The sequence below is a fragment of the Aeromonas sp. FDAARGOS 1415 genome, assembly GCF_019048365.1.
In the GTDB taxonomy this organism is placed as follows: domain Bacteria; phylum Pseudomonadota; class Gammaproteobacteria; order Enterobacterales; family Aeromonadaceae; genus Aeromonas; species Aeromonas taiwanensis.
Genome location: NZ_CP077363.1, coordinates 547,771 through 568,114, shown reverse-complemented (window position 1 = coordinate 568,114; position 20,344 = coordinate 547,771). Strand labels below are relative to the sequence as shown.

17 protein-coding genes are annotated in these 20,344 nt (G+C 62.4%); 8 read left to right on the top strand and 9 right to left on the bottom strand.

Features of this window, described 5'->3' with window-relative positions; translation table 11 throughout:
• Positions 1-42 precede the first annotated feature (42 nt).
• Complete coding sequence (locus tag I6L45_RS02645; RefSeq protein ID WP_043758031.1) at positions 43-495, top strand: Lrp/AsnC family transcriptional regulator; 453 nt, start codon at positions 43-45, stop codon at positions 493-495.
• 6 nt (positions 496-501) lie between these two features.
• Here I6L45_RS02645 and I6L45_RS02640 read toward each other — a convergent pair whose 3' ends face one another.
• The gene (locus tag I6L45_RS02640; protein WP_216983385.1) at positions 502-1,506 is read right to left on the bottom strand and encodes a sensor domain-containing diguanylate cyclase; all 1,005 of its coding nucleotides are present in this window, start codon (positions 1,504-1,506) and stop codon (positions 502-504) included.
• Between the two features lie 197 nt (positions 1,507-1,703).
• On the opposite strand from I6L45_RS02640, the gene I6L45_RS02635 reads away from it, so the two are divergent.
• The 3 genes from I6L45_RS02635 to I6L45_RS02625 all read left to right on the top strand — a co-directional run bounded on the left by I6L45_RS02635 (position 1,704) and on the right by I6L45_RS02625 (position 5,911).
• The gene (locus tag I6L45_RS02635) at positions 1,704-3,569 is read left to right on the top strand and encodes a GGDEF domain-containing protein (RefSeq protein ID WP_216983384.1); all 1,866 of its coding nucleotides are present in this window, start codon (positions 1,704-1,706) and stop codon (positions 3,567-3,569) included.
• A 248-nt stretch (positions 3,570-3,817) separates the two neighbouring features.
• Positions 3,818-5,407, top strand: a complete 1,590-nt coding sequence (gene prfC / locus I6L45_RS02630) for a peptide chain release factor 3 (protein ID WP_152552594.1) — start codon at positions 3,818-3,820, stop codon at positions 5,405-5,407.
• A gap of 165 nt (positions 5,408-5,572) precedes the next feature.
• The gene (locus tag I6L45_RS02625) at positions 5,573-5,911 is read left to right on the top strand and encodes a nuclear transport factor 2 family protein (RefSeq protein ID WP_216983383.1); all 339 of its coding nucleotides are present in this window, start codon (positions 5,573-5,575) and stop codon (positions 5,909-5,911) included.
• A gap of 134 nt (positions 5,912-6,045) precedes the next feature.
• On the opposite strand, the gene I6L45_RS02620 is transcribed toward I6L45_RS02625, so the two are convergent.
• The 3 genes from I6L45_RS02620 to I6L45_RS02610 form a co-directional block, all read right to left on the bottom strand.
• Positions 6,046-6,507, bottom strand: a complete 462-nt coding sequence (locus I6L45_RS02620; protein ID WP_216983382.1) for an acyltransferase — start codon at positions 6,505-6,507, stop codon at positions 6,046-6,048.
• Positions 6,504-7,430, bottom strand: a complete 927-nt coding sequence (locus I6L45_RS02615) for a GNAT family N-acetyltransferase (protein ID WP_216983381.1) — start codon at positions 7,428-7,430, stop codon at positions 6,504-6,506. Before I6L45_RS02615 ends, I6L45_RS02620 begins: the two co-directional genes overlap by 4 nt.
• A 257-nt stretch (positions 7,431-7,687) precedes the next feature.
• Positions 7,688-8,725 carry an alkene reductase gene (locus I6L45_RS02610; RefSeq protein WP_216983380.1) on the bottom strand — a complete coding sequence of 346 codons (1,038 nt, stop codon included), beginning with the start codon at positions 8,723-8,725 and terminating at the stop codon, positions 7,688-7,690.
• 169 nt (positions 8,726-8,894) lie between these two features.
• Between I6L45_RS02610 and I6L45_RS02605 the strand changes: the two genes are divergently transcribed.
• Together I6L45_RS02605 and I6L45_RS02600 are read left to right on the top strand one after the other, a co-directional pair.
• Complete coding sequence (locus I6L45_RS02605) at positions 8,895-9,467, top strand: TetR/AcrR family transcriptional regulator (protein WP_043758054.1); 573 nt, start codon at positions 8,895-8,897, stop codon at positions 9,465-9,467.
• Between the two features lie 93 nt (positions 9,468-9,560).
• Complete coding sequence (locus I6L45_RS02600; RefSeq protein WP_216983379.1) at positions 9,561-10,973, top strand: DUF2252 domain-containing protein; 1,413 nt, start codon at positions 9,561-9,563, stop codon at positions 10,971-10,973.
• Between the two features lie 221 nt (positions 10,974-11,194).
• Here the strand turns inward: I6L45_RS02600 and I6L45_RS02595 are convergent, their stop codons facing one another.
• Positions 11,195-12,106, bottom strand: coding sequence for a LysR family transcriptional regulator (locus I6L45_RS02595; protein WP_216984159.1), 912 nt, complete (start codon positions 12,104-12,106; stop codon positions 11,195-11,197).
• Positions 12,107-12,252: 146 nt separating this feature from the next.
• Between I6L45_RS02595 and aguA the strand changes: the two genes are divergently transcribed.
• A complete protein-coding gene (gene aguA / locus I6L45_RS02590) occupies positions 12,253-13,350 on the top strand; it encodes an agmatine deiminase (protein WP_216983378.1) in 1,098 nt (365 codons plus the stop codon).
• A 154-nt stretch (positions 13,351-13,504) separates the two neighbouring features.
• Complete coding sequence (locus I6L45_RS02585; RefSeq protein WP_216983377.1) at positions 13,505-15,208, top strand: amidase; 1,704 nt, start codon at positions 13,505-13,507, stop codon at positions 15,206-15,208.
• Positions 15,209-15,287: 79 nt separating this feature from the next.
• On the opposite strand, the gene I6L45_RS02580 is transcribed toward I6L45_RS02585, so the two are convergent.
• From I6L45_RS02580 to I6L45_RS02565, 4 genes are all read right to left on the bottom strand, one after another.
• Positions 15,288-16,058: a hypothetical protein gene (locus I6L45_RS02580; protein ID WP_216983376.1), complete on the bottom strand. Its 771-nt coding sequence runs from the start codon at positions 16,056-16,058 to the stop codon at positions 15,288-15,290.
• A complete protein-coding gene (locus I6L45_RS02575; RefSeq protein WP_216983375.1) occupies positions 16,042-17,112 on the bottom strand; it encodes a hypothetical protein in 1,071 nt (356 codons plus the stop codon). The genes I6L45_RS02580 and I6L45_RS02575 overlap by 17 nt, the downstream gene beginning before the upstream one ends.
• A 500-nt stretch (positions 17,113-17,612) precedes the next feature.
• Positions 17,613-18,836: a ferric reductase-like transmembrane domain-containing protein gene (locus I6L45_RS02570; RefSeq protein ID WP_216983374.1), complete on the bottom strand. Its 1,224-nt coding sequence runs from the start codon at positions 18,834-18,836 to the stop codon at positions 17,613-17,615.
• Between the two features lie 142 nt (positions 18,837-18,978).
• The gene (locus I6L45_RS02565) at positions 18,979-20,217 is read right to left on the bottom strand and encodes a DEAD/DEAH box helicase (protein WP_216983373.1); all 1,239 of its coding nucleotides are present in this window, start codon (positions 20,215-20,217) and stop codon (positions 18,979-18,981) included.
• Positions 20,218-20,344: the final 127 nt, after the last annotated feature.

The following is a 20,344-nucleotide window of genomic DNA, read 5'->3' as shown; positions in this document are numbered from 1 at the left end:
TTTCAGCCAATTCAAAAGGGATTTTTACCGGATATCACCAAGATGCTCGACAGGATTGATTTACATCTGCTGCGCTTGCTGCAACAAGATGGGCGCCTCACGACCGTGGAGCTGGCGGAGCAGGTCGGCTTGTCTGCCTCCCCCTGTGCCCGGCGTCTGAAGCGGCTGGAGGGGGAGGGCCATATACGGGGGTATCGCGCCGTGCTGGCGCGGGAGAAGCTCGGGCTTGGCATCACCATCTTCGTCAACGTGCGGCTCAGTCAGCACAGGGAGCCGCTGGTGGAGGCCTTCGAGCAGGCGGTGGCGGCCATGGCGGAGGTGATCAGTTGTCACACCGTCTCCGGCAACTACGACTACCTGCTGGAGGTGGTGGTGTCCGACCTGCCCGCCTACGAGCAGTGGATCCGGCGGTTGCAGTCCCAGGACATGGTCAACGACATCAGCAGCCACTTCGCCATTCGCGCGGTCAAGGTGATGGGGCCGCTTCCCATTTGACCCTCTTCAGGTGCGGGGCCTGTGGTAGAGACCCCGCTCGTTGACCTGCTCCTGGTCCAGCAATGGCTGACCGCTCGGGTGGGCGATGTGGAAGCCGTGCTTGGTGCCGCGCTTGACCCTGTACATGGCCTGGTCGGCCCGGGCCAGGGCCGTGCTGAAGTCGTCCTGGGGCCGGATGGCAGCGATCCCCATGCTCAGCCCCACCGAGGCGTCACCGTTGGGCAGCTCGAATGGCGTGGCGATGGCGTCGATGCACTGGCGGGCGAGGTGACTGGTCCTGGGATCGTCGCTCGGCCAGGGCAGCAACAGCACGAATTCGTCCCCGCCAATCCGGCCGAGCCTCACCTCCTCGCCGCAGCAATGGCGAAGGCGCTGGGCGAGGGCAATCAGCAGTTCGTCGCCGGCGCGGTGACCCAGGTTGTCGTTGACCAGCTTGAAGTCGTCCAGATCGATGAAGCAGATGGCCTGATGCTCGCCGGGGAACTGGCGGTGCAGGGCCGTGCGGTTGAGCAGGTTGGTGAGGGGATCCCGGTGGGCAAGCTGGGCAAGCTGCTGCTCGTACTCCTTCTCGTGGGTGATGTCGATGTGGGTGCCCATCACCCGGACGGGGTTGCCCTGCTCATCCCGCTCCACCACCCGGCCCCGGTCCAGCACCCAGGTGGTCTTGCCATCCTTGGCGATCATCCGGTGCATCGCCTGATAAAACGGGCTCTTGCCCGCCAGGTGATCGAAGAAGGCCTGCAGCACCTGTTCCCTGTCCTCCGGGTGCAGGTGTTCGCGCCAGACGTCGAAGTGGGCCGACAGCTCCTTGGGCTGATAGCCGAGCATGGAGCCCCAGCGCCGGTTGAAGATGATGAGTTTGCCGGTGGGCACATGGTTCTGCCAGATGCACAGGCCGGTGCCGTCCATGGCGGCATCCAGCTTCTCCCGCGCGTCGTCGGCGATGCGCTTGAGGCGTTCGTTCTCCAGCAACAACCTGTCGTAAGCCTCCCGCAGCTCCTCGTAGGTCATTCCTCATCCCTTCCTCGTTTGAAAGCCTATATAGTCGATGCAGACTTTCCTTCTGTAAAGAAGGAGATAGCAGGGGGCGGTTTCGTGGGCGATGAAGGTCTCGATGCCCTGGCGACTGTGCGGCCGGGGGGCAGGAGGGATATGATTGGAGCGTTGAACGCGGCATCCTGGCTGGCGAACGGGGGGAGTGAATCTGCATGAAGATCCTGATGGGATTGAGCCTGCTGCTGTGGCTGGGGATGACCCCTGCCCTGGCGCAGCCCTCGGGGCCCGAGCTGCTGCATGAATTGCAGCAGCTGGAAGACTCGTCGCTGCCCGTCCAGCACTTTCGCGAGCGCGTCGCCGCCCTGGCCGCCGCAGAAGCACAATATCCGCCCGAGGTACAGGGGCGCCTCGTTCGTCTGCTGTGCTGGGCCCAGCCGAGCGAGCGGGACGACGACTTCCGGCGCGCCGTGGCATTTGCCGAGCAGGGGCTGGCCGAGGCCAGAGCCCGCAAGGACAGGGTCACGGAGGCGGGCCTGCTCGCCTGTCGCGGCTATCACCGCCAGTTGCTTGGCAACATGGTCGAGGCCAGAGAGGATTACGACGCGGCCCTGACTCTGGCCCGCCGGCTGGGTGACGAGCGTCAGCGGGCCGACACCCTCAACCTGCGGGGGGAGATGTACGCCTATCAGGGAGAGCTGGCCGAGGGGCTGATGGATCTCATCGATGCCCACCGCCGCTACGAGTCCCTCGGACTGGAGGCCAAGGGGCGCGAGGTGCTGACCCGGATCGCCAACACCTACCGCAGGATGGGCTTCTACGAGCGGGCCGAGAGCTACTTCAAGGATCTGGAGCACGACTACCGGCAGCTCGAAGACGAGGAGCATCTGGTGGACATCCACAGCCAGCAGGGGCTCCTCTATATGGAGACGGAAGAGTACGGCAAGGCGCTGCCCCTGATGGCGGAGGCGGAGCGCTACTACCTGGGGCAGCAGCAGGAGGCCATGCTGGCCTGGACCCGGATCGAGATGGCCACCATCCTGCTCAAGCAGGGCAAGACACCGCAGGCCAAGACCAAGCTGGCAGAGGCCGCCGCTCTGCTGCACCAGAGGGAAGGGGCCGATAGCGTGACCCTGGGCCACTGGCACATCGTCATGGCCATGGCCCTGGAGGCCGAAGGCAAGCTGGCCGAGGCCCTGCAACACCTCGGGAAGGCGGAACCCGTCTTCACCCGGGAGCAGAACCTGCGTTTTCTCGCCCGGGTGCATGAGGTGCGTGCCCGGGTGCTGGAGCGCCAGGGGCACATCCAGGCGGCGCTGACCAGTCTCAAGAGCTTCGTCCAGACCCGTCATGCCCTCGAGCAGCGGCTGCGGGAGCAACGCACCCTGCAGATGCGCTTCGAGTTCGATCTCTCCCGCAAGGAGCTGGAGAACCAGACCCTGAGAGCGAGCCAGCAGTTGCAGGCCGAGAAGCTCAAGCAGTTGCAGGAGCGGCGCTACTGGCAATATCTGGTGTTGTTCCTGCTGCTGCTGGTGATGGGCATTCTGGTGGTGCACCAGCGTGGACGGACCCGCAAGATGCAGCGCCTCGCCATGACGGACGAGTTGACGGGCATCCACAACCGGCGCCAGATCCAGGCCAAGGGGCGCAAGTGGTTTATCCAGGCGCGGGAGGAGGGCAAGCCCCTGTGCGTGCTGCTGCTGGACATCGACCACTTCAAGCGTGTCAATGACACTCTTGGCCACCACGTCGGGGACAGGGTGCTGACCGCCGTGGCCCAGTGCATCGAGTCTCAGCTGCGCAGCCTGGACAGGGTGGGGCGCAACGGCGGCGAGGAGTTTCTGGTGCTGCTGCCGGACACCCGTCTCGACGAGGCCGCCGAGGTGGCGGAGCGGATCCGCCAGGAGGTCGCCCGTCTCGTCATCGAGGAGGTGCCGGCGGATCACCCCATCCGCATCAGCATCGGCTGCGCCGAGTTCAAGCGCGAGGATGACAACCTGGGCGAACTGATCCGCCGCGCCGATGAGGCCATGTACGAGGCCAAGCTGGCGGGCCGCAACCGGGTGATGAGGGCGTCGTGATCCCGCCCGGGCCAGCGCCGTCGATGCCGGGCTGGGTATTTTTCACTCGCGCGGGTATAATGCCGCGCAATTTTGCTTTGGCTCAGGCGAGAAGACCCATGTAACGCAACCCTCTTCCTTGTTTCCACCGGCCGGTCCCTGACCCGCCCGCGTGGCGCTGTTGCCTGCATGGGCGCCCTGATCCCGAGGTGCTGTCCCGCATTTATTCCCACGGTGGCCCGTGCCGCCGCTCAATAGAAGAACGTCGAATTATGTCAGCTGAATTTCTGAGTGAAGTCTCCAAGAGACGCACTTTTGCGATCATCTCGCACCCGGATGCGGGTAAAACCACCATCACCGAAAAGGTCTTGCTGTTCGGACAGGCCATTCAGCGCGCCGGTACCGTCAAGGGCCGTGGCTCGGGCCAGCACGCCAAGTCCGACTGGATGGAGATGGAGAAGCAGCGCGGTATCTCCATCACCACCTCCGTGATGCAGTTCCCCTACGCCGACTGCCTGGTCAACCTGCTCGATACCCCGGGTCACGAGGACTTCTCCGAAGATACCTACCGTACCCTGACGGCGGTCGACTGTTGCCTGATGGTCATCGACGCCGCCAAGGGTGTTGAAGACCGGACCCGCAAGCTGATGGAAGTGACCCGGCTGCGCGACACCCCCATCCTCACCTTCATGAACAAGCTGGACCGCGAAGTGCGCGATCCCATGGAGGTCATGGACGAGGTGGAGCGTGAGCTCAACATCATGTGCGCCCCCATCACCTGGCCCATCGGCTGCGGCAAGTCCTTCAAGGGTGTCTACCACCTCTACAAGGACGAGACCTATCTGTATCAGAGCGGTCAGGGCCACACCATCCAGGAGAAGCGGGTGGTCAAGGGGCTGAACAACCCCGAGCTGGACGCCGCCATCGGCGAGGATCTGGCAGCCCAGCTGCGCGGTGAGCTGGAGCTGGTGCAGGGCGCCTCCCCCGAGTTCGATCATGACGCCTTCATCGCCGGCGAGATGACCCCTGTCTTCTTCGGTACCGCACTCGGCAACTTCGGTGTCGACCACATGCTGGACGGCCTGACCGACTGGGCGCCGGCCCCCATGCCGCGCAAGGCCGAGAGCCGCGAAGTGGTGGCGACCGAGGAGAAGTTCTCCGGCTTCGTGTTCAAGATCCAGGCGAACATGGACCCGAAACACCGCGACCGTATCGCCTTCATGCGCATCGTGTCAGGCACCTACTCCAAGGGCATGAAGATGCGCCACGTGCGCATCGGCAAGGACGTGAACATCTCCGACGCCGTGACCTTCATGGCCGGTGACCGCGAACAGGCGGTCGAGGCCTGTGCCGGCGACATCATCGGCCTGCACAACCACGGCACCATCCAGATCGGTGACACCTTCACCCAGGGTGAGGATCTCAAGTTCACCGGCATCCCGAACTTCGCGCCGGAACTGTTCCGCCGCATCCGCCTGCGCGATCCGCTCAAGCAGAAGCAGCTGCTCAAGGGGCTGGTGCAGCTCTCCGAAGAGGGGGCGGTGCAGGTGTTCCGTCCGCTCATCAGCAACGATCTCATCGTCGGTGCGGTCGGTGTGCTGCAGTTCGACGTGGTGGTCTCGCGCCTCAAGAGCGAGTACAACGTCGAGGCCATCTACGAGGCGGTCAACGTCGCCACCGCCCGCTGGGTGGAAGGGACAGACGTCAAGAAGTTCGAGGAGTTCAAGCGCAAGAACGAGGTCAACCTGGCCCTGGATGGCGGTGACAACCTCACCTACATCGCACCGACCATGGTCAACCTGCGCCTGGCCCAGGAGCGGCACGCCGACGTCCAGTTCCGCCAGACCCGCGAACACTAATCACCACGCCCGCGCCCAGCGGGTAGCTGATGACCAGAGAGACCCCGCTTCGGCGGGGTTTTTTGTTATGGGGCGTTTTCTGGGAGGGGGGAGATCCCCATCCGGGGCTTGATGGGTGAATAAAAAAAAGGATAAGTGATTTAAATTTCATTCATGGAGAGGAACATGTCCGTCATCCAACCCGTAGAGGTGCAGTTTGCCGCCTACAATGCCCACGACCTCGACGCCTTCGTGGCCTGCTTTGCCACGGATTTCAGAGGCTATCGCATGCCGACCGAAACCCCCTCCCTCGTCGGCAAGGAGGCGCTGCGGGCCTTCTATGCGGAGCACAGATTCAACAAACCGCTGCTCAAGGCCGAGCTGTTGTCACGCACTGTCATGGGCAACAAGGTGTTCGATCACGAGAAGATCCATGGCCTCTCCCCCGAGCCCATCGAGAGCGTGGCGGTGTTCGAGGTGGAGGACGCCCTTATCAAGACCGCCTGGTTCTATTTCCCCTCCTGAGTGCCCACTCCCGAAGGGAGAGGGCAGACATCCTGTGTCTGCCCGAAACTGGGCGGGATCTTGTTTGCCTCCTTCCCCCTCCTTGCCAGATAAACGGGAGAAGGGGTTGGGATGACGGACAGAGGACGCGCTGACTAGAAGGTGCGCAGCAATCTGGCGGGGTTGCCGGCATAGGTGCCGGGGATAGTGATGTCTCGGGTCACCACGGCGCCGGCACCGATGACGGCCCCCTGACAGATCCGCACCGGCAGAATGGTGGCGTTTGAACCGATGGATACATTGTCCCCGATGTGGGTGCGGCCCCAGCTGGCGGGATCCGGGTCGGGGGCTCCACCTTGAAAGAGGTCATTGGCAAACATGACGCCGTGGCCGATGAAGCAGCGCTCCCCTATGGTCACATGCTCGCAGATGAAGCTGTGGGACTGGATGCGGGTTGCACGCCCGATGGAGACGTTCGACTGTATTTCCACGAAGGGGCCGACAAAGACATCGTCAGCCAGGGTGCAGCCGTAGAGATTGACGGGTTCAACCAGCCTCACCCGTTCGCCGAAGCTGACATCCCGTATGCCGGCAGAGAGCCGTATCGGTTCATTCATATTGCCTCCTTCCCGTCGAGCGCCAGCACCATGCAGATCTCGCAGGCGTCGTGACCGGTGCAGCCCAGGGGGCCGGGCAGGTGCTCGAAGCCCAGGGACTCGTAGAGGCTGGTGGCCTCGCGCAAGACTTCGGTGGTCTCCAGATAGCAGCGCTGATAACCCAGGATGCGGGCCTCGGCCAGGGCCTGCAGCACCAGGCGCCGCCCCAGCCCGAGCCCGCGCAGGGCGGGCAGGAAGTACATCTTCTGCAGCTCGCACACATCCGGTGCCCCCGCCAGCGGCGCTATGCCGCCGCCGCCCAGAATGGTGCCATCGGGGCCCTCGATCACCCAGTAGCGGCTGCGCTCCCCCTGATAGGTCTCGTGGAGGAAGTCGAGGTTGGGATCCGCCACCCCGTAGCCCTTGTCGGCAGTGAGGCCGTATTCGGCGGAGACGGCGCGCACCACGGCGGCGATCCGGGGATCGTCGTCGGCCCGGATGGGGCGGATGACGTAGCCGTGCTGACGGCGGGCGCGGGAGAGGGCGCTGCGATAGAGTCGTATCCCCTCCCAGATCTGCTCGCACTCGGCGGGGGAGAGCTGGGCCAGGGCGCCGGCCATGGTCTCGTCCATCTGCCGGTGCAGCTCCTCGAGCTGTGTCGCGCCCTGCTCTGTGAGGGTGGCCTCCTTGCTGCGCCCGTCCGAGGGGTGGGGCTGCCAGGCGATGAGCCCCCGCTCAGCGAGGCGGGTCAGGGGGCGGCTGGCGTTGGATTTGTCGATGCGAAGGCGCTCGGCCAGCTGCTGGTTGGTGGCGGGGCCGTTTTCCAGCTCGATCAGCAGGTGGGCTTCCAGGGGGCTGAGGGCCAGGGAGCCACACTGTTGGGAGAGCATGCCGAGTTCGCGTACCAGTTCCCGTGACAGGGCGCGCAGGGGGCGGGGATCCATGGATGAGTGTCCTTCTGGTGATGTTGGTTGTGATACGCAACCAATATAGCCTTTTGGTTGTTGGTGACAACTATTTTTTCGGTGGGCAGAAGGGGGCGAACGGGCGGAGAAAAACGGGCAGAAAAAAGGGCCCGGGAGGGGGCCCAAACATTGGAAACCCGCGCCGGGGCGCGGATCCCATCCTTGGTCAGTGACGTTGCCCGCCACACCCGCTTAGCCAGCCAGGTATCGGCTGCGGAGCGGTGTCGGGGCGTGGCTTATACCAGTTCCGCCAGCATGGTGTCGGCATAGGGAGTCAGCGCCTCCCCCTTCTTCACCTTGGCGAGGTAGTCCGGGTTGGCGATGAGCGGGCGACCGATGGCGATGAGATCGAAGCGCTCGGCATTGATGGCATCGAGCGCGGTCTCGGCGCTGTAGTTGCCCACCCCCACCAGGTGGCCGTCGTAGCGGGCACGTAGGTAGTCGGAGGCGCGGCCGTCCAGGTAGTCGAAGGTGAGGCTGTCATCGAAGATGCCAAGGTGGACATAGGCCAGGGTGCGCTGGTTCAGTTCGGCCAGCAGGTGGTCGAACACGGCGCGATCCCGCGCATCCCCTGCCAGGTGCACGTAGGCACCGGGGGAGAGGCGAAGGCCGGTGCGATCCCCGCCGATGCGGGCGGCGATGGCATCCACCACCTCCAGGGCGAAGCGGCTCATCTTCTCGGGGCTGCCGCCGTAGCTGTCGGTGCGCAGGTTGCTTGAGTGGTGCAGGAACTGATCGATGAGGTAGCCGTTGGCACCGTGGATCTCCACCCCGTCGAAGCCCGCCTCGATGGCGTTGGCGGCGGCCTGGGCGTAATCCTCGACCAGCTGGGCAATCTCGCTCTCGGTCAGGGCACGGGGCACCTGATAGACCAGGTCGCGCATGCGCGGCACCGTGCCCTCATGGGCGACGGCGGAGGGGGCCAGCACCTCGGCGTTGTGGAAGAAGGGGTGGGAGAGACGGCCCACGTGCCACAGCTGGGCGAAGATCTTGCCGCCGTTGGCATGCACGGCGCCGGTTACCTTCTTCCATCCTTCGATCTGCTCGGCGCTGTAGAGCCCCGGCGTGTTGGGGTAGCCTTGGCCGTCCGGACGAATGATGGTCGCTTCGGAGATGATGAGGCCGATGTCGGCGCGGCGGCCGTAGTAGGCGGCCATCTGCTCGGTCGGCACCAGTCCCGGGCCCGCCATGCAGCGGGTGAGGGGAGCCATCATGAAACGGTTCGCGAGGGTGAGAGTGTCGTTGAGGCGGTACGGCTGAAACAGGGTATCCATGGTCGTCTGTCCTGAGGGGATGATTCTTGAATGCGCATTCAAGACGTTTTTTGGTTTGTGTGCAAGTCTTTTTTGAGCAAGCATTCAACATGGATTGGACAGGTCTGCTGGGGTAAACTTGCCGCCCTGTTTTTCACCGTCCTGCGGGACCATAGCCAACGGAGACCCCATGCGCACTGCCGAATACGATCGGGCGTTTGTCCTGCGAAGCGCCATGGAGGCGTTTCGCGCCAAAGGGTATGCCAAGACCACTATGCAGGAGCTGGTGGCGGCGACCGGTCTGCACCCGGGCAGCCTCTACGCGGCCTTTGGCAACAAGCGCGGCCTGCTGCTGGCGGCGGTGGATCACTACGTGGAAGAGAAGGGTTCCCTGCGTCGCAGCTGTTTTGCACAGGGGAGTCCGCTGGTCGGGCTGCACGCCTACTTCACCCGGCTGGTGGACGATGCCCTCTGCGGCACCTGCCTGGTGACCCGTACCCTGATGGAGCTGGCGGCACAGGATGAAGAGCTGCACCAGCGCTTCAAGGCCATCTATGGGGAGCTGGAAAGCGACCTGGCCTGGCTGCTGGGCCAGGCGAGCGAGCAGGGGGAGCTGGTGGCCGGGTGCGACGTGCCCACCCTGACCGCCTTCCTGCAGGTCAATATCCAGGGGCTGATCACCTTCGCCCAGTGTCACCCCGATCGCGCCCTGCTGGAGGGGGTCGTCAACCAGGTGATGGCCGCCCTGCCCAGAACGCGCTAACGCGTTATTCTACCGCTCATTTTTCCTCTTCCCCCTTGCCCTTGCGGCGCCCCTCTTCCATCTTGATGGGGGGATCCCGTGGAGGAAGATGAAATGCCCAAAAAGTCCAAGTCACAGGCGATGCTGCTGCACTTCACGTCGCCGCGCCTCTCCATCGAAGAGCGCTTTGCCGCCGGCAAGGCCCTGCGTGAACACGTTCCTCGTGAATCCCATTCCCTGTTGCCAGCCCCCCATCCGGGACGGGATCCCATTGCCGTGCTCAAGGCCCAGGCCGACACCCGGGTGCAGTGGCTGGTGCCGGTGCGCCACGCCCGAATGCAGGAGTCCCCCTTCGCCTTCCTGCGGGGGGCGGCGGCCATCATGGCGTCCGATCTGGTGGACACCCCGAGAACCGGGCTCATGGTGCAGGCCTGCGGTGACATGCACGTGGCCAACATCGGCCTCTATGCGAGTGCTGAGCGCAATCTGGTGCTGGCCATCAATGACTTCGACGAGACCCACATCGGACCCTGGGAGTGGGATCTCAAGCGTCTCGCCACGAGCGCCCTGGTGGCGGCGGACTACCTCGGGGCCAGCGCCGCCCGCCAGCGGGAGGCGGCCAGGATGATAGTGAGCGGATACCGCACCCGGATGCGGGAGTACGGCAAGATGGGCTTCATGCATGTCTGGTACGATCGCATCGATCAGGCCTCCGTCCTTCACGCCTTCTCCGAGGATGCCCACCGCAGCGTCGAAGCCGCCTTCGCCAAGGCCAGGGGGCGCAACCACCTGCAGGTGCTCGGCAAGATGACGGATCTGGTGGACGATCAGCACAGGATCCGCGAGCTCCACCCCTTCGTCATCCGTGAAACCCACACCGAGAACGGCGAGCCCATCGATGTGGTGCTCGGCGATCTGCTGGAGGCCTATCTGGCTTCCCTGCCGGCCGACAGGCGCATTCTGCTCAAGCGCTATCGCGTGGTCGACGTGGCCCGCAAGGTGGTCGGGGTCGGCAGCGTGGGCACCCGGTGCTGGGTGATCCTGATGACGGGGGCCGACGACGATGACCCGTTGTTCCTGCAGGTCAAGGAGGCCCAGCCCTCGGTGCTGGCGCCCTATTTCACCTCCGAGGATGACAGCGGCAACCAGGGGCAGCGGGTGGTCAGGGGGCAGCGGATGATCCAGGGCTCGCCGGATATCTTCCTCGGCTGGTGCGAGCTGCGGGAGCGCCACTACTACGTGCGCCAGCTGCGGGACATGAAGGGGGGCATGGATCTGACCCCAGGCACGGTCAAGCCACGCCACTTCGTGGAATATTGCCAGCTCTGCGGCTGGGCGCTGGCCCTGGCCCATGCCAAGTCCGGGGATGCGGCGCGGATCGCCGGCTATCTCGGCAAGTCGGACGTGATGGACGAGGCCATCACCGAGTTTGCGGTGGCCTATGGAGAGCGCACCCGGGAGGATCATGGCCGCCTGCTGGCCGCCATCGCCTGTGGCGAACTGGAGGCGGCCAGCGAGGCCCGCTAATCCTTGGGGCATCACGGCATCAGCGGCGGTGCCCCGGGCGCCGCCGCTCCTTTTCCGCTTGCTCCCCTCTATCCCTCTTTGCACTAGACCCGCCAGGATGCCCGCATGTGGTATGCCAGACGCAGGGGGCTAGTCCGGATTAACCAGCGCCCTCATCAGCGCTTTCAGCCAGATCAAGGCCGGCTGCTGCGCGTGGTACCTGGCATGCCAGACGCAGGGGGTTACTCCTGATTGACCAGCTCTCTCATCAGCGCTTTCAGCCAGACCAAGGCAGGCTGCTGCGCATGCACCGGGTGCCAGACGCAGTTGAGGTGGTAGTCCGGCACGTCCTCGGGCAGGGGCAGGCTCTTGAGCGGCCAGTGATGGGCGAGCAGCTCCGCCACCATGCTCGGCAGCACCAGCAGGTGATCGCTCTGGCTCACGATGGCGGCGGCGGACATATAGCTCTGGCTGTTGACCGAGATGGTACGACTGAAGCCAAGCGTCTTCAGGTAGCGATCCAGGCTCGCCTCCGAGGTGCCCAGCGGCGAGTGGAACACGTGGGGCATCGCGATCAGCTGCGCCAGCGTGATGCGTTCGTCCTCCAGGGGCAGGGTGTCGCGCACCAGCCCGGCCAGGGGCTCGGTGAGCCAGGTCTCCTTGCCCAGATACCCCGGCACCTGCATGTATTCGTCAAACCCCAGCACCAGGTCTATCTCGCCGCTCGCCAGCTCCGCCTCCGGCAGGGTGTCGCGCAGGATGCGGATCTCGATGGTGACGCCCGGCGCCAGCCCCCTGAGGCGCTGGATAAGGGGCGGGATCAGCACGCACTCCACGTAGTCCGTGGTGCAGAGCACAAAGCGCCGCTTCGAGTGGCGCGGGTCGAACTCGTCCTCCTCGCTGAGCTGCTGCTCCAGCAGCCGCAGCGCCTGCTGCACCCCCAGGTGCAGGCGCTGGGCGCGGGCGGTCGGCAGCATCCCCTGGGGGGTGCGCACCAGCAATGGGTCGTCGAAGAAGGTGCGCAGGCGATTGAGCGCGTGGCTCATGGCGGGCTGGCTGACGAAGAGCGATTCGGCGGCGCGGGTCACGCTGCCTTGCGTCATCAGGGCGTCAAAGGCGAGCAGCAGATTGAGGTCGAGCTGGTGCAGTTTCATGGGGGGATTATTCGCCATATCTATGGGACAATCCATCCTATTCATTTGATGGATGGGCGCGCAACTTCTTACACTGCGGCTCACTCTTATTTTTCCAGGGTTCCCGTCTCAATCCGGGGGCCTCAATCCATGCAAGGAGCCTTGCGATGAGCATCAAGACCATGAACACCACGCCGGCCGCCGACGGCTTCACCATGCCCGCCGAGTGGGCGCACCAGCAGGCCGTCTGGATGATCTGGCCGTTCCGTCCGGACAACTGGCGTGAGGCCGGCCGCTTCGCGCAAGCCACCTTCGCCAAGGTGGCCGATGCCATCGGCGGCGCGACTCCGGTCTTTATGGGGGTGCCGGCCCAGTTCATGGAGCAGGCCCGCGCCGTGATGCCCGCCCACGTCACCCTGGTCGAGATGGCCAGCGATGACTGCTGGGCCCGCGACAGCGGCCCGACCGTGGTCACCAACGCCGCCGGCGAGTGCCGCGGGGTGGACTGGGGCTTCAACGCCTGGGGTGGCCACAAGGGCGGCCTCTACTATCCCTGGGATCAGGACGAGAAAGTGGCGGCCCAGATGCTGGAACAGCACGGTATGGATCGCTACGACGCGCCGCTGATCCTGGAAGGGGGCTCCATCCACGTGGACGGCGAAGGCACCTGCATGACCACCGCAGAATGCCTGCTCAACGAGAACCGCAACCCGGATCTCACCAAGGCGCAGATTGAAGCTCACCTGCGCGACTATCTGGGCGTCACCAGCTTTATCTGGCTGGACGAGGGCGTCTACATGGACGAGACCGACGGCCACATCGACAACATGTGCTGCTTCGTGCGCCCGGGTGAAGTGGCCCTGCACTGGACCGACGACGAGACCGATCCCCAGTACGCCCGCTCCCTGGCCGCCCTCAAGGTGCTCGAGGCTGCCGTGGACGCCAAGGGTCGCAAGCTTAAAGTCTGGAAGCTGCCCCAGCCGGGCCCGCTGTTCTGCACCGAAGAGGAATCCGCCGGCGTCGAGAGCGGCACCGGTGTACCGCGTGAGGCAGAGGGTCGTCTGGCCGGTTCCTACGTGAACTTCCTCATCACCAACGATCGCATCGTCTACCCGCTGCTGGATGCCGCCACCGACGGCGAGGCCCAGCGCATCCTGGAGGAGATCTTCCCGGATTACAAAGTGGTCGGCGTGCCGGCCCGCGAGATCCTGCTGGGCGGTGGCAATATCCACTGCATCACCCAGCAGATCCCCTCCGGCCAATAAGCCGCCGGGTAACGCCCCCCGGTCTTGGGGGGCGCTGATTGCTATCGTGGTTGCATCGGCAGAGCAGCTGCTGCGACCACTGCCTCACGGCGCCAAGCCTGCCCCGTGCGGCCCATATCCTGACACCGTCACCCTATTGCAGGAGATCCCAAAAATGATCGAAGTGACCGAGGTTTCCATTGCCGAGCTGCGTGCCGCGCTCGAATCCGGCCGTACCACAGCGGTCGAACTGGTCAAGGCCTATCTGGCCCGTATCGAGGCCTATGACGGCCCCGAGACAGACACCAAACTTAACGCCGTCGTGGTGCGCAACCCCGATGCCCTGAAGGAGGCCGAAGCCTCCGATGCCCGCCGCGCCCGTGGCGAAACCCTGGGGCCGCTCGACGGCATCCCCTACACCGCGAAAGACAGCTACCTGGTCAAGGGGCTGACCGCCGCCTCCGGCAGCCCGGCCTTCAAGGATCTGGTGGCCCAGCGCGATGCCTTTACCGTTGAGCGCCTGCGCGCCGCCGGTGCCATCTGCCTGGGCAAGACCAATATGCCGCCGATGGCCAATGGCGGCATGCAGCGCGGCGTCTATGGCCGTGCGGAGAGCCCCTACAACGCCGACTACCTGACCGCGCCCTTTGCCTCCGGCTCCTCCAACGGTGCCGGTACCGCCACCGCCGCCAGCTTCTCCGCCTTTGGTCTCGCCGAAGAGACCTGGTCGAGCGGCCGGGGCCCTGCTTCCAACAACGGTCTGTGTGCCTACACCCCGTCCCGTGGCGTGATTTCGGTGCGCGGCAACTGGCCCCTGACCCCGACCATGGACGTCGTGGTGCCCTATGCCCGCACCATGAGCGATCTCTTGGAAGTGCTGGATGTGGTAGTCGCCGACGACGTCGACACCCGCGGTGATCTGTGGCGCATGCAGCCCTGGGTGCAGCTGCCCAAGGCTTCCGAGGTGCGCCCTGCGTCCTATCTGGATCTGGCCGCCCAGCCCGATGCCCTCAAGGGCAAGCGCCTCGGCGTGCCGCGCATGTTTATCAACAAGGATGAACTGGCGGGCACCAGCGACCACCCCGGCATCGGCGGCCCGACCGGTCAGCGTATCCAGACTCGCGACTCCGTGATTGCCCTGTGGGAACAGGCCCGTCAGGCCCTGGAAGCGGCCGGCGCCGAAGTTATCGAGGTGGACTTCCCGCTGGTTTCCAACTGCGAAGGGGACCGACCCGGCGCGCCCACCGTGTTCAATCGCGGCATCGTGAGCCCTGAATTCCTTAACGACGAGCTGTGGGAGCTCTCCGGCTGGGCGTTTGACGACTTCCTGCGTGCCAACGGCGATCCCAAGCTCAATAAACTCGCCGATGTCGACGGGCCCAAGATCTTCCCCCACGATCCGGGCACCCTGCCAAACCGCGAAGGGGATCTGGCGGCGGGCATGGACGAGTACGTCAATATGGCCAAGCGTGGCCTCAAGCGCTTTGACGAGATTGCCTCGGTGCCGGATGGCCTGCGCGGTCTGGAGCAGACCCGCAAGCTGGACTTGGAAGAGTGGATGGACGGGCTCAAGCTCGACGCCGTGCTGTTCCCGACCGTGGCCGATGTGGGCCCGGCTGACGCGGACGTGAATCCGGCCTCCGCCGATATCGCCTGGAGCAACGGCATCTGGGTTGCCAACGGCAACCTCGCCATTCGCCATCTCGGTGTGCCGACCGTCACCGTCCCCATGGGTGTGATGGCCGATATCGGTATGCCGGTGGGGCTGACCTTCGCCGGTCGCGCCTATGACGACAACAACCTGCTGCGTGTCGCCTCGGCCTTCGAGTCCACCGGCAACAAGCGCAGGGTGCCGCCACGCACGCCGCCGTTGGGGTGATTGGTGTGGTGGGTTAATTCTCTCGGAGTCATTCTGAGATAATGAAAAAACCACCCGTTATGCGGGTGGTTTTTTGTTTCTACTTCTCAGCTTTAGAGGCTTCTATTTCTAATAATTTTATCTTTTCAACAAGAGATGCATTCTCTGCTTTTAAAGTTTCAATTTCGGACTGTAATATTTTTTTCTTATTAGGTATATTTAGATTTAAACCTATTTCCAATTCATCCTTATATGGAATGATTGACTCAAATAATTGTTGGTATGCTCGTCCTACAGCACCTGAAAAAAGTTTGAGGTTTGGTATGTTTTTACCACAGTTCAATATGTGGTCATTAGCTATACCAGGATATGGATCTATAAAAACAACGGTGTTTATACCTAATTGGTATGCTTTTTTTGCACAGAGTTCACATGGGCTTGCTGTTGTGTATAACCGTCCGCCCTTAATTGACATCCCTCCATGTTTTGAAATTTGCAAAAAGGCATTTTCTTCTGCATGCAGAGCCCTTGTGTGGACTTGATTTTTTTCTCCATCAATCGAGTTTTTAATATCTTTAAAGCAAAAAGAAACAGGTTTCCCACCAAAAGGTATACTTTTTCCAGGTTTGAATGAATATATTTCACCAATTCTTTCTTTGAAAGTAGTATTGTTTTTTTCAAAAAGGCTGAAAGCCGATTCATCTTCGTTATTAATTAAATCTTCTACTCTTCTTAGATTACATGGAGTTTGTCCTTGAGCAACATTATTCCAACCAATAGATTTGATAGATAATTCGGCATCAGTGACAACGGCCCCAACCTGACGAGATAAACAGCCTGAATTTAGTTTCGCATTAAAAGCAATGTGCATGCACCATCTCATCCTGAGATGGTGTAATAATTCCTGGGTGCATAATCAATGAGAGATATTTTACGAGTTGTGTTTTTAGCTCTTTGAGCTTACCAGCATTGTCTGGATTATAGAGGTGGATATCTGATATCTCTATACAACGTTGAATATCCAAGGACCAGAATCTATCTTCCCCCTTTAGCGAACTGGGGTTTTCTCTGTCGTCGATACCCGCAACCTCTAAGTTTGATATTCCAGGTTGGCTGAGCAAACGGTTAACTCGCATTTGATGTTCTGTAGAAACGGATATGAGATAGAATGCAGAATATCTTTCTTTAAAGAAAAATGCCTCGTATGGGTTTCTTATGGCATCTAAAACAACACAAACATTCTCATTTGTTACTTTGGATTTATGTCTTAGTATTTTTATTAATTTACTCGCTCTTTGAGCAAATAAATATATTTTCTCTCCATCATAATTGTTACTATCAGCACTGCCTGACTTTCTTATATTGTTACCTACTAGTTGATATAGCTTTGTGTAAGAGCCTGATTGTATTTTATTTAGGAATTTTTTAAGCTTGCTTGTAAACTCTGGAACTTGTTTGAAGTAGAAATCATATGTCACTGCATCATATAGATTACCTTGTTTTTGTTGAGCAAACTCTTTTGCATGTATACGAGCTTGATGGTGTTCATCATAATATGCTTTTATTTTTTCATCTAGGCTTGGGTCGTTATTGCCGATCTTCCCATCTAAAACAGATTTGTAAAGGGCATCGAATTTTTCAAATGAAAGCTCCAAAATAAAAGTTGATACAATATCACTCATCCGGATATGGTAAAATTTCACCCATTGCATTTTTAGATAATCATAAACAACCTTATATTTCCTCTCCTCATCATTGATAAACAAACTGGACTTAGGTCTTGGTGGGTTAAATTCTCCAAAAGTGTCATGAGTAAGAAGATTAGCTAATGTTGTACACCCTGAACCTGTTCGTCCAGTTAGACCTAAAATAATAAATCTCCTTCTCTCTTTATATATGGTGTCTAGTCCGCTAGTAGTAGTCATAAAAACCTCAATAAAATTTAATTATATATATCAGTTGCGTTTTCTACGCAGTTTACCGCTGTATGGGCTTTGCATGAAGCCTTTCTGTGCAGGGGTGTGAAGCTCCGCATATTCATGAGAGGTGCGTAGGTTCGAATAGCGAAGCGTATTCGGACGTTCGCGAACAGGAGGGCGCAGCCGATTATTCCGGACTTCCCCCAGACTTCACCCTGGCTTCACACTGCCTCATTTTCCCCTCACATATCCCTTCTATCTTCTGCCCACTGATAAATGGGCCCGCTTGCCACAGGGTGGCAAGGGGCCAAAGAGAGGGGAGCAAGACGATGAAATCCTGGATCAAATACGGGTTGGCCGGGGCCCTGATACTGGTGGCGAGTTTCTGGGGTGGCAGCGTGCGGGCGGCGGGGGCGTGGCCCGCTCAAGGGGGCCCGTGCCCACCCGTCTCCCAGCCCCTTTTATATCAACCGGCGGCCAATGACTGAACGCGCCGGTCTGGCCCCTCAGCGGAAGCGGAACAGCTCCCGGTGCAGCGGCGAGGTGAGGTGGACATCCAGGGCATGGGCCATGGGCTCGGGACCGCAGAACCACACGGGGGCGTGCTGGCGCTCACCCAGAGCGGCCAGATCCAGCCGGCCGCGTTCGGCCTCCAGGTGCAGGCGGTAGTCTATTCCGGCCCGACGGCACAGCTCGGCCAGCCGGTTGTGATAGGGGGCGGCCTCGGCGGTGGGGGCGCATTGCAGCAAGGTGGTGCCGGGGCGTTTTTCACCGCGGCGCACCAGGGCCTCCAGCCAGGCGACGAAGGGGGTGATGCCGATGCCGGCCCCCACCTGGAGGTGCTGGTGCAGCCAGCGGGTGTGATCCCCGAGGGCGCGCACCGCCAGGGTGAGGGTGCGACAGTCCGCCGAGACATCCACCAGGGTGTAGGGGTGAGGCTCACCGCGACCGGCGAAGTCGAAGAAGGCGAACTGCCCCGGACGATAGTGAGCGAGGGGGCTGGCCAGGGCGACCCGGATCTCCAGGGTGCGATCGTCCAGAGGGGCGAGGGCGTTCACGGTCCCGCGGTGGCGCTGGTCGCGCCCCACCCGGCCAGAGAGGGAGTAGAGCGCCCCCAGGGCTCCCACCCCGCCGCCGACAAGCAGGGTCAGGCCGACCGGGGTCAGGGCGCCGATGCCCGGCAGCAGGCAGAGCCCGTGCACCCAGCCCATCAGATAGATGACCGGGGCCAGCCGGTGAACCACCTTGAAGCGCTCGTAGCGCACCACCGCCAGCAGGCTCACCACCACCAGGGCCAGCAGCAGATAGAAGCCCCACTCGCCCAGGGTATTGCCGAGTTCGTGCCAGAGGGCATCGTGGCCGGCTCCGGCTCCGGCTCCGCGGCGCGCCGGCCGGGCCAGCCAGCCTGCGGAGACGGCCCATTTGGGCGCCTCTACCAGCAGCCAGTGGGCCACCAGGGTGCCGGTGGCCCAGAGGGCGCTGGTCCGGTGCAGGCGCAGCATGCGATCCAGCCCCCCGCACCAGGCTTCGAGCCTGGGCAGGCGCAGGGCCAACAGCAGGGAGAGGGTCATGGCGCCGAGGCCAAGCACGCCGGTCAGGATCAACAGTTCATGGCGCCAGGGCCAGATGCCGGTGGGCCACTGCGCAAGGCCAAACAGCCAGAGCAGGGTGAGAGTCAGGGGCAGGGTCCAGGCGAGGGTGGCGGGTTTCATGGTGTCCTCCTTGTCCATGTCCCTATTGCACACCCGCTTTGTGGCGAAAGTGTGCCCTTGCACTACCTCTTTTGTAGCAGATTGTGGCAAGGGCGGGACGGGAGGAAACAAGGGGCTGGCCCCCTGAAAGCCCCCCGGCGGAGCAGGGGGCAGGCGGGTCTTAGCGTCGCTTGCCCCTGGCACCGAGGGCCTGTTGCCTGGCCTTCTGCTTCTGGGCGCCCTTGCTGTTGCGACGCGAGACGGGGGCCTCGCGGGTGAGATCCGGCTCGAAGCCCGGGAACCACTGCTGGGGCAGCCGGGTGTCGAGCACCGCTTCGACCTTCTCCAGGAGCGGCGTGTCCTCCGGGCTGAACAGGGTCACGGCAAGCCCCTTGTTGCCAGCGCGGCCGGTGCGCCCGATGCGGTGCACGTAGTCCTCGGCCTGATGCGGGAACTCCACGTTGATCACGTAGTTGAGATCGCTGATGTCGAGGCCGCGGGCCGCCACGTCGGTGGCCACCAGAGCCTGCAGGGTGCCGGCGCGAAACTCGATCAGCACTTTCTCCCGCGCGCTCTGGGACAGGTCCCCGTGGAAGGCGAGCGCGTTGATGCCCCCCTTGCCAAGCTGCTGGGCCAGCTTGTCGGCCCCCTGGCGGGTGCGGCTGAAGATGAGCGCCGGCGCCCACCCCTTCACCTTGATAAGGTGTTCGATCAGTTCTACCTTGCGCTCACCGTCCACCGCATAGACCCGCTGCTCCACCTCGGCCGCCGTGGTGTTGCGCGGTGCCACTTCGATAAGCTCGGGGTCGCGAAGCAAGACCTTGCTGAGCGCAAACAGGTTGTCATCGCAGGTGGCCGAGAAGAGCAGGGTCTGGCGATCCTGTGGCAGGTGCTTCAGCAGAGCGGTGATCTCGTCCATAAAGCCCATGTCGAGCATGCGGTCCGCCTCGTCAAAGACCAGGTGGGCCACGGCGCCGAGGCTCACCGCCCCGTGGCGCAGGTGATCGAGCAAGCGCCCCGGGGTGGCGATCAGGATATCCACGCCCGATTTGAGAGCCTCCACCTGGGCGGCGATGCTGACCCCGCCGTAGACAAGCGTGCTGGTGAGGCTGGAGCCCCTGGCGTAGCGCACGACGCTCTCTTGCACCTGCACCGCCAGTTCGCGGGTCGGCACCAGCACCAGGGCGCGCACCGGGCGCGCCTCGCCGACGGGCATCTTTTGCAACTGCTCAATCAGCGGCAGCACAAAGGCGGCAGTCTTGCCGGTGCCGGTCTGGGCGCCGGCCAGCAGATCCCGCCCCGCCAGAATGACCGGGATGGCGCTGGCCTGAATGGGGGTCGGCGCCGCGTAACCAAGTTCACTCAGGGTCTGCTGCAGGCGGGGGGAGAGGGCCAGATCGGCAAAGGAGGCAATGGACATAGGGGCACCAGATAGGGTTATCGCGGCCGCGCCGCGATGGAAACAGTCATCGTGGCGGGGATGGTAACAGATACAGCGGTACTGGCAGAAGGCGGACCGGCGGGGCCGCAGGGTCAGATGCAGTGAA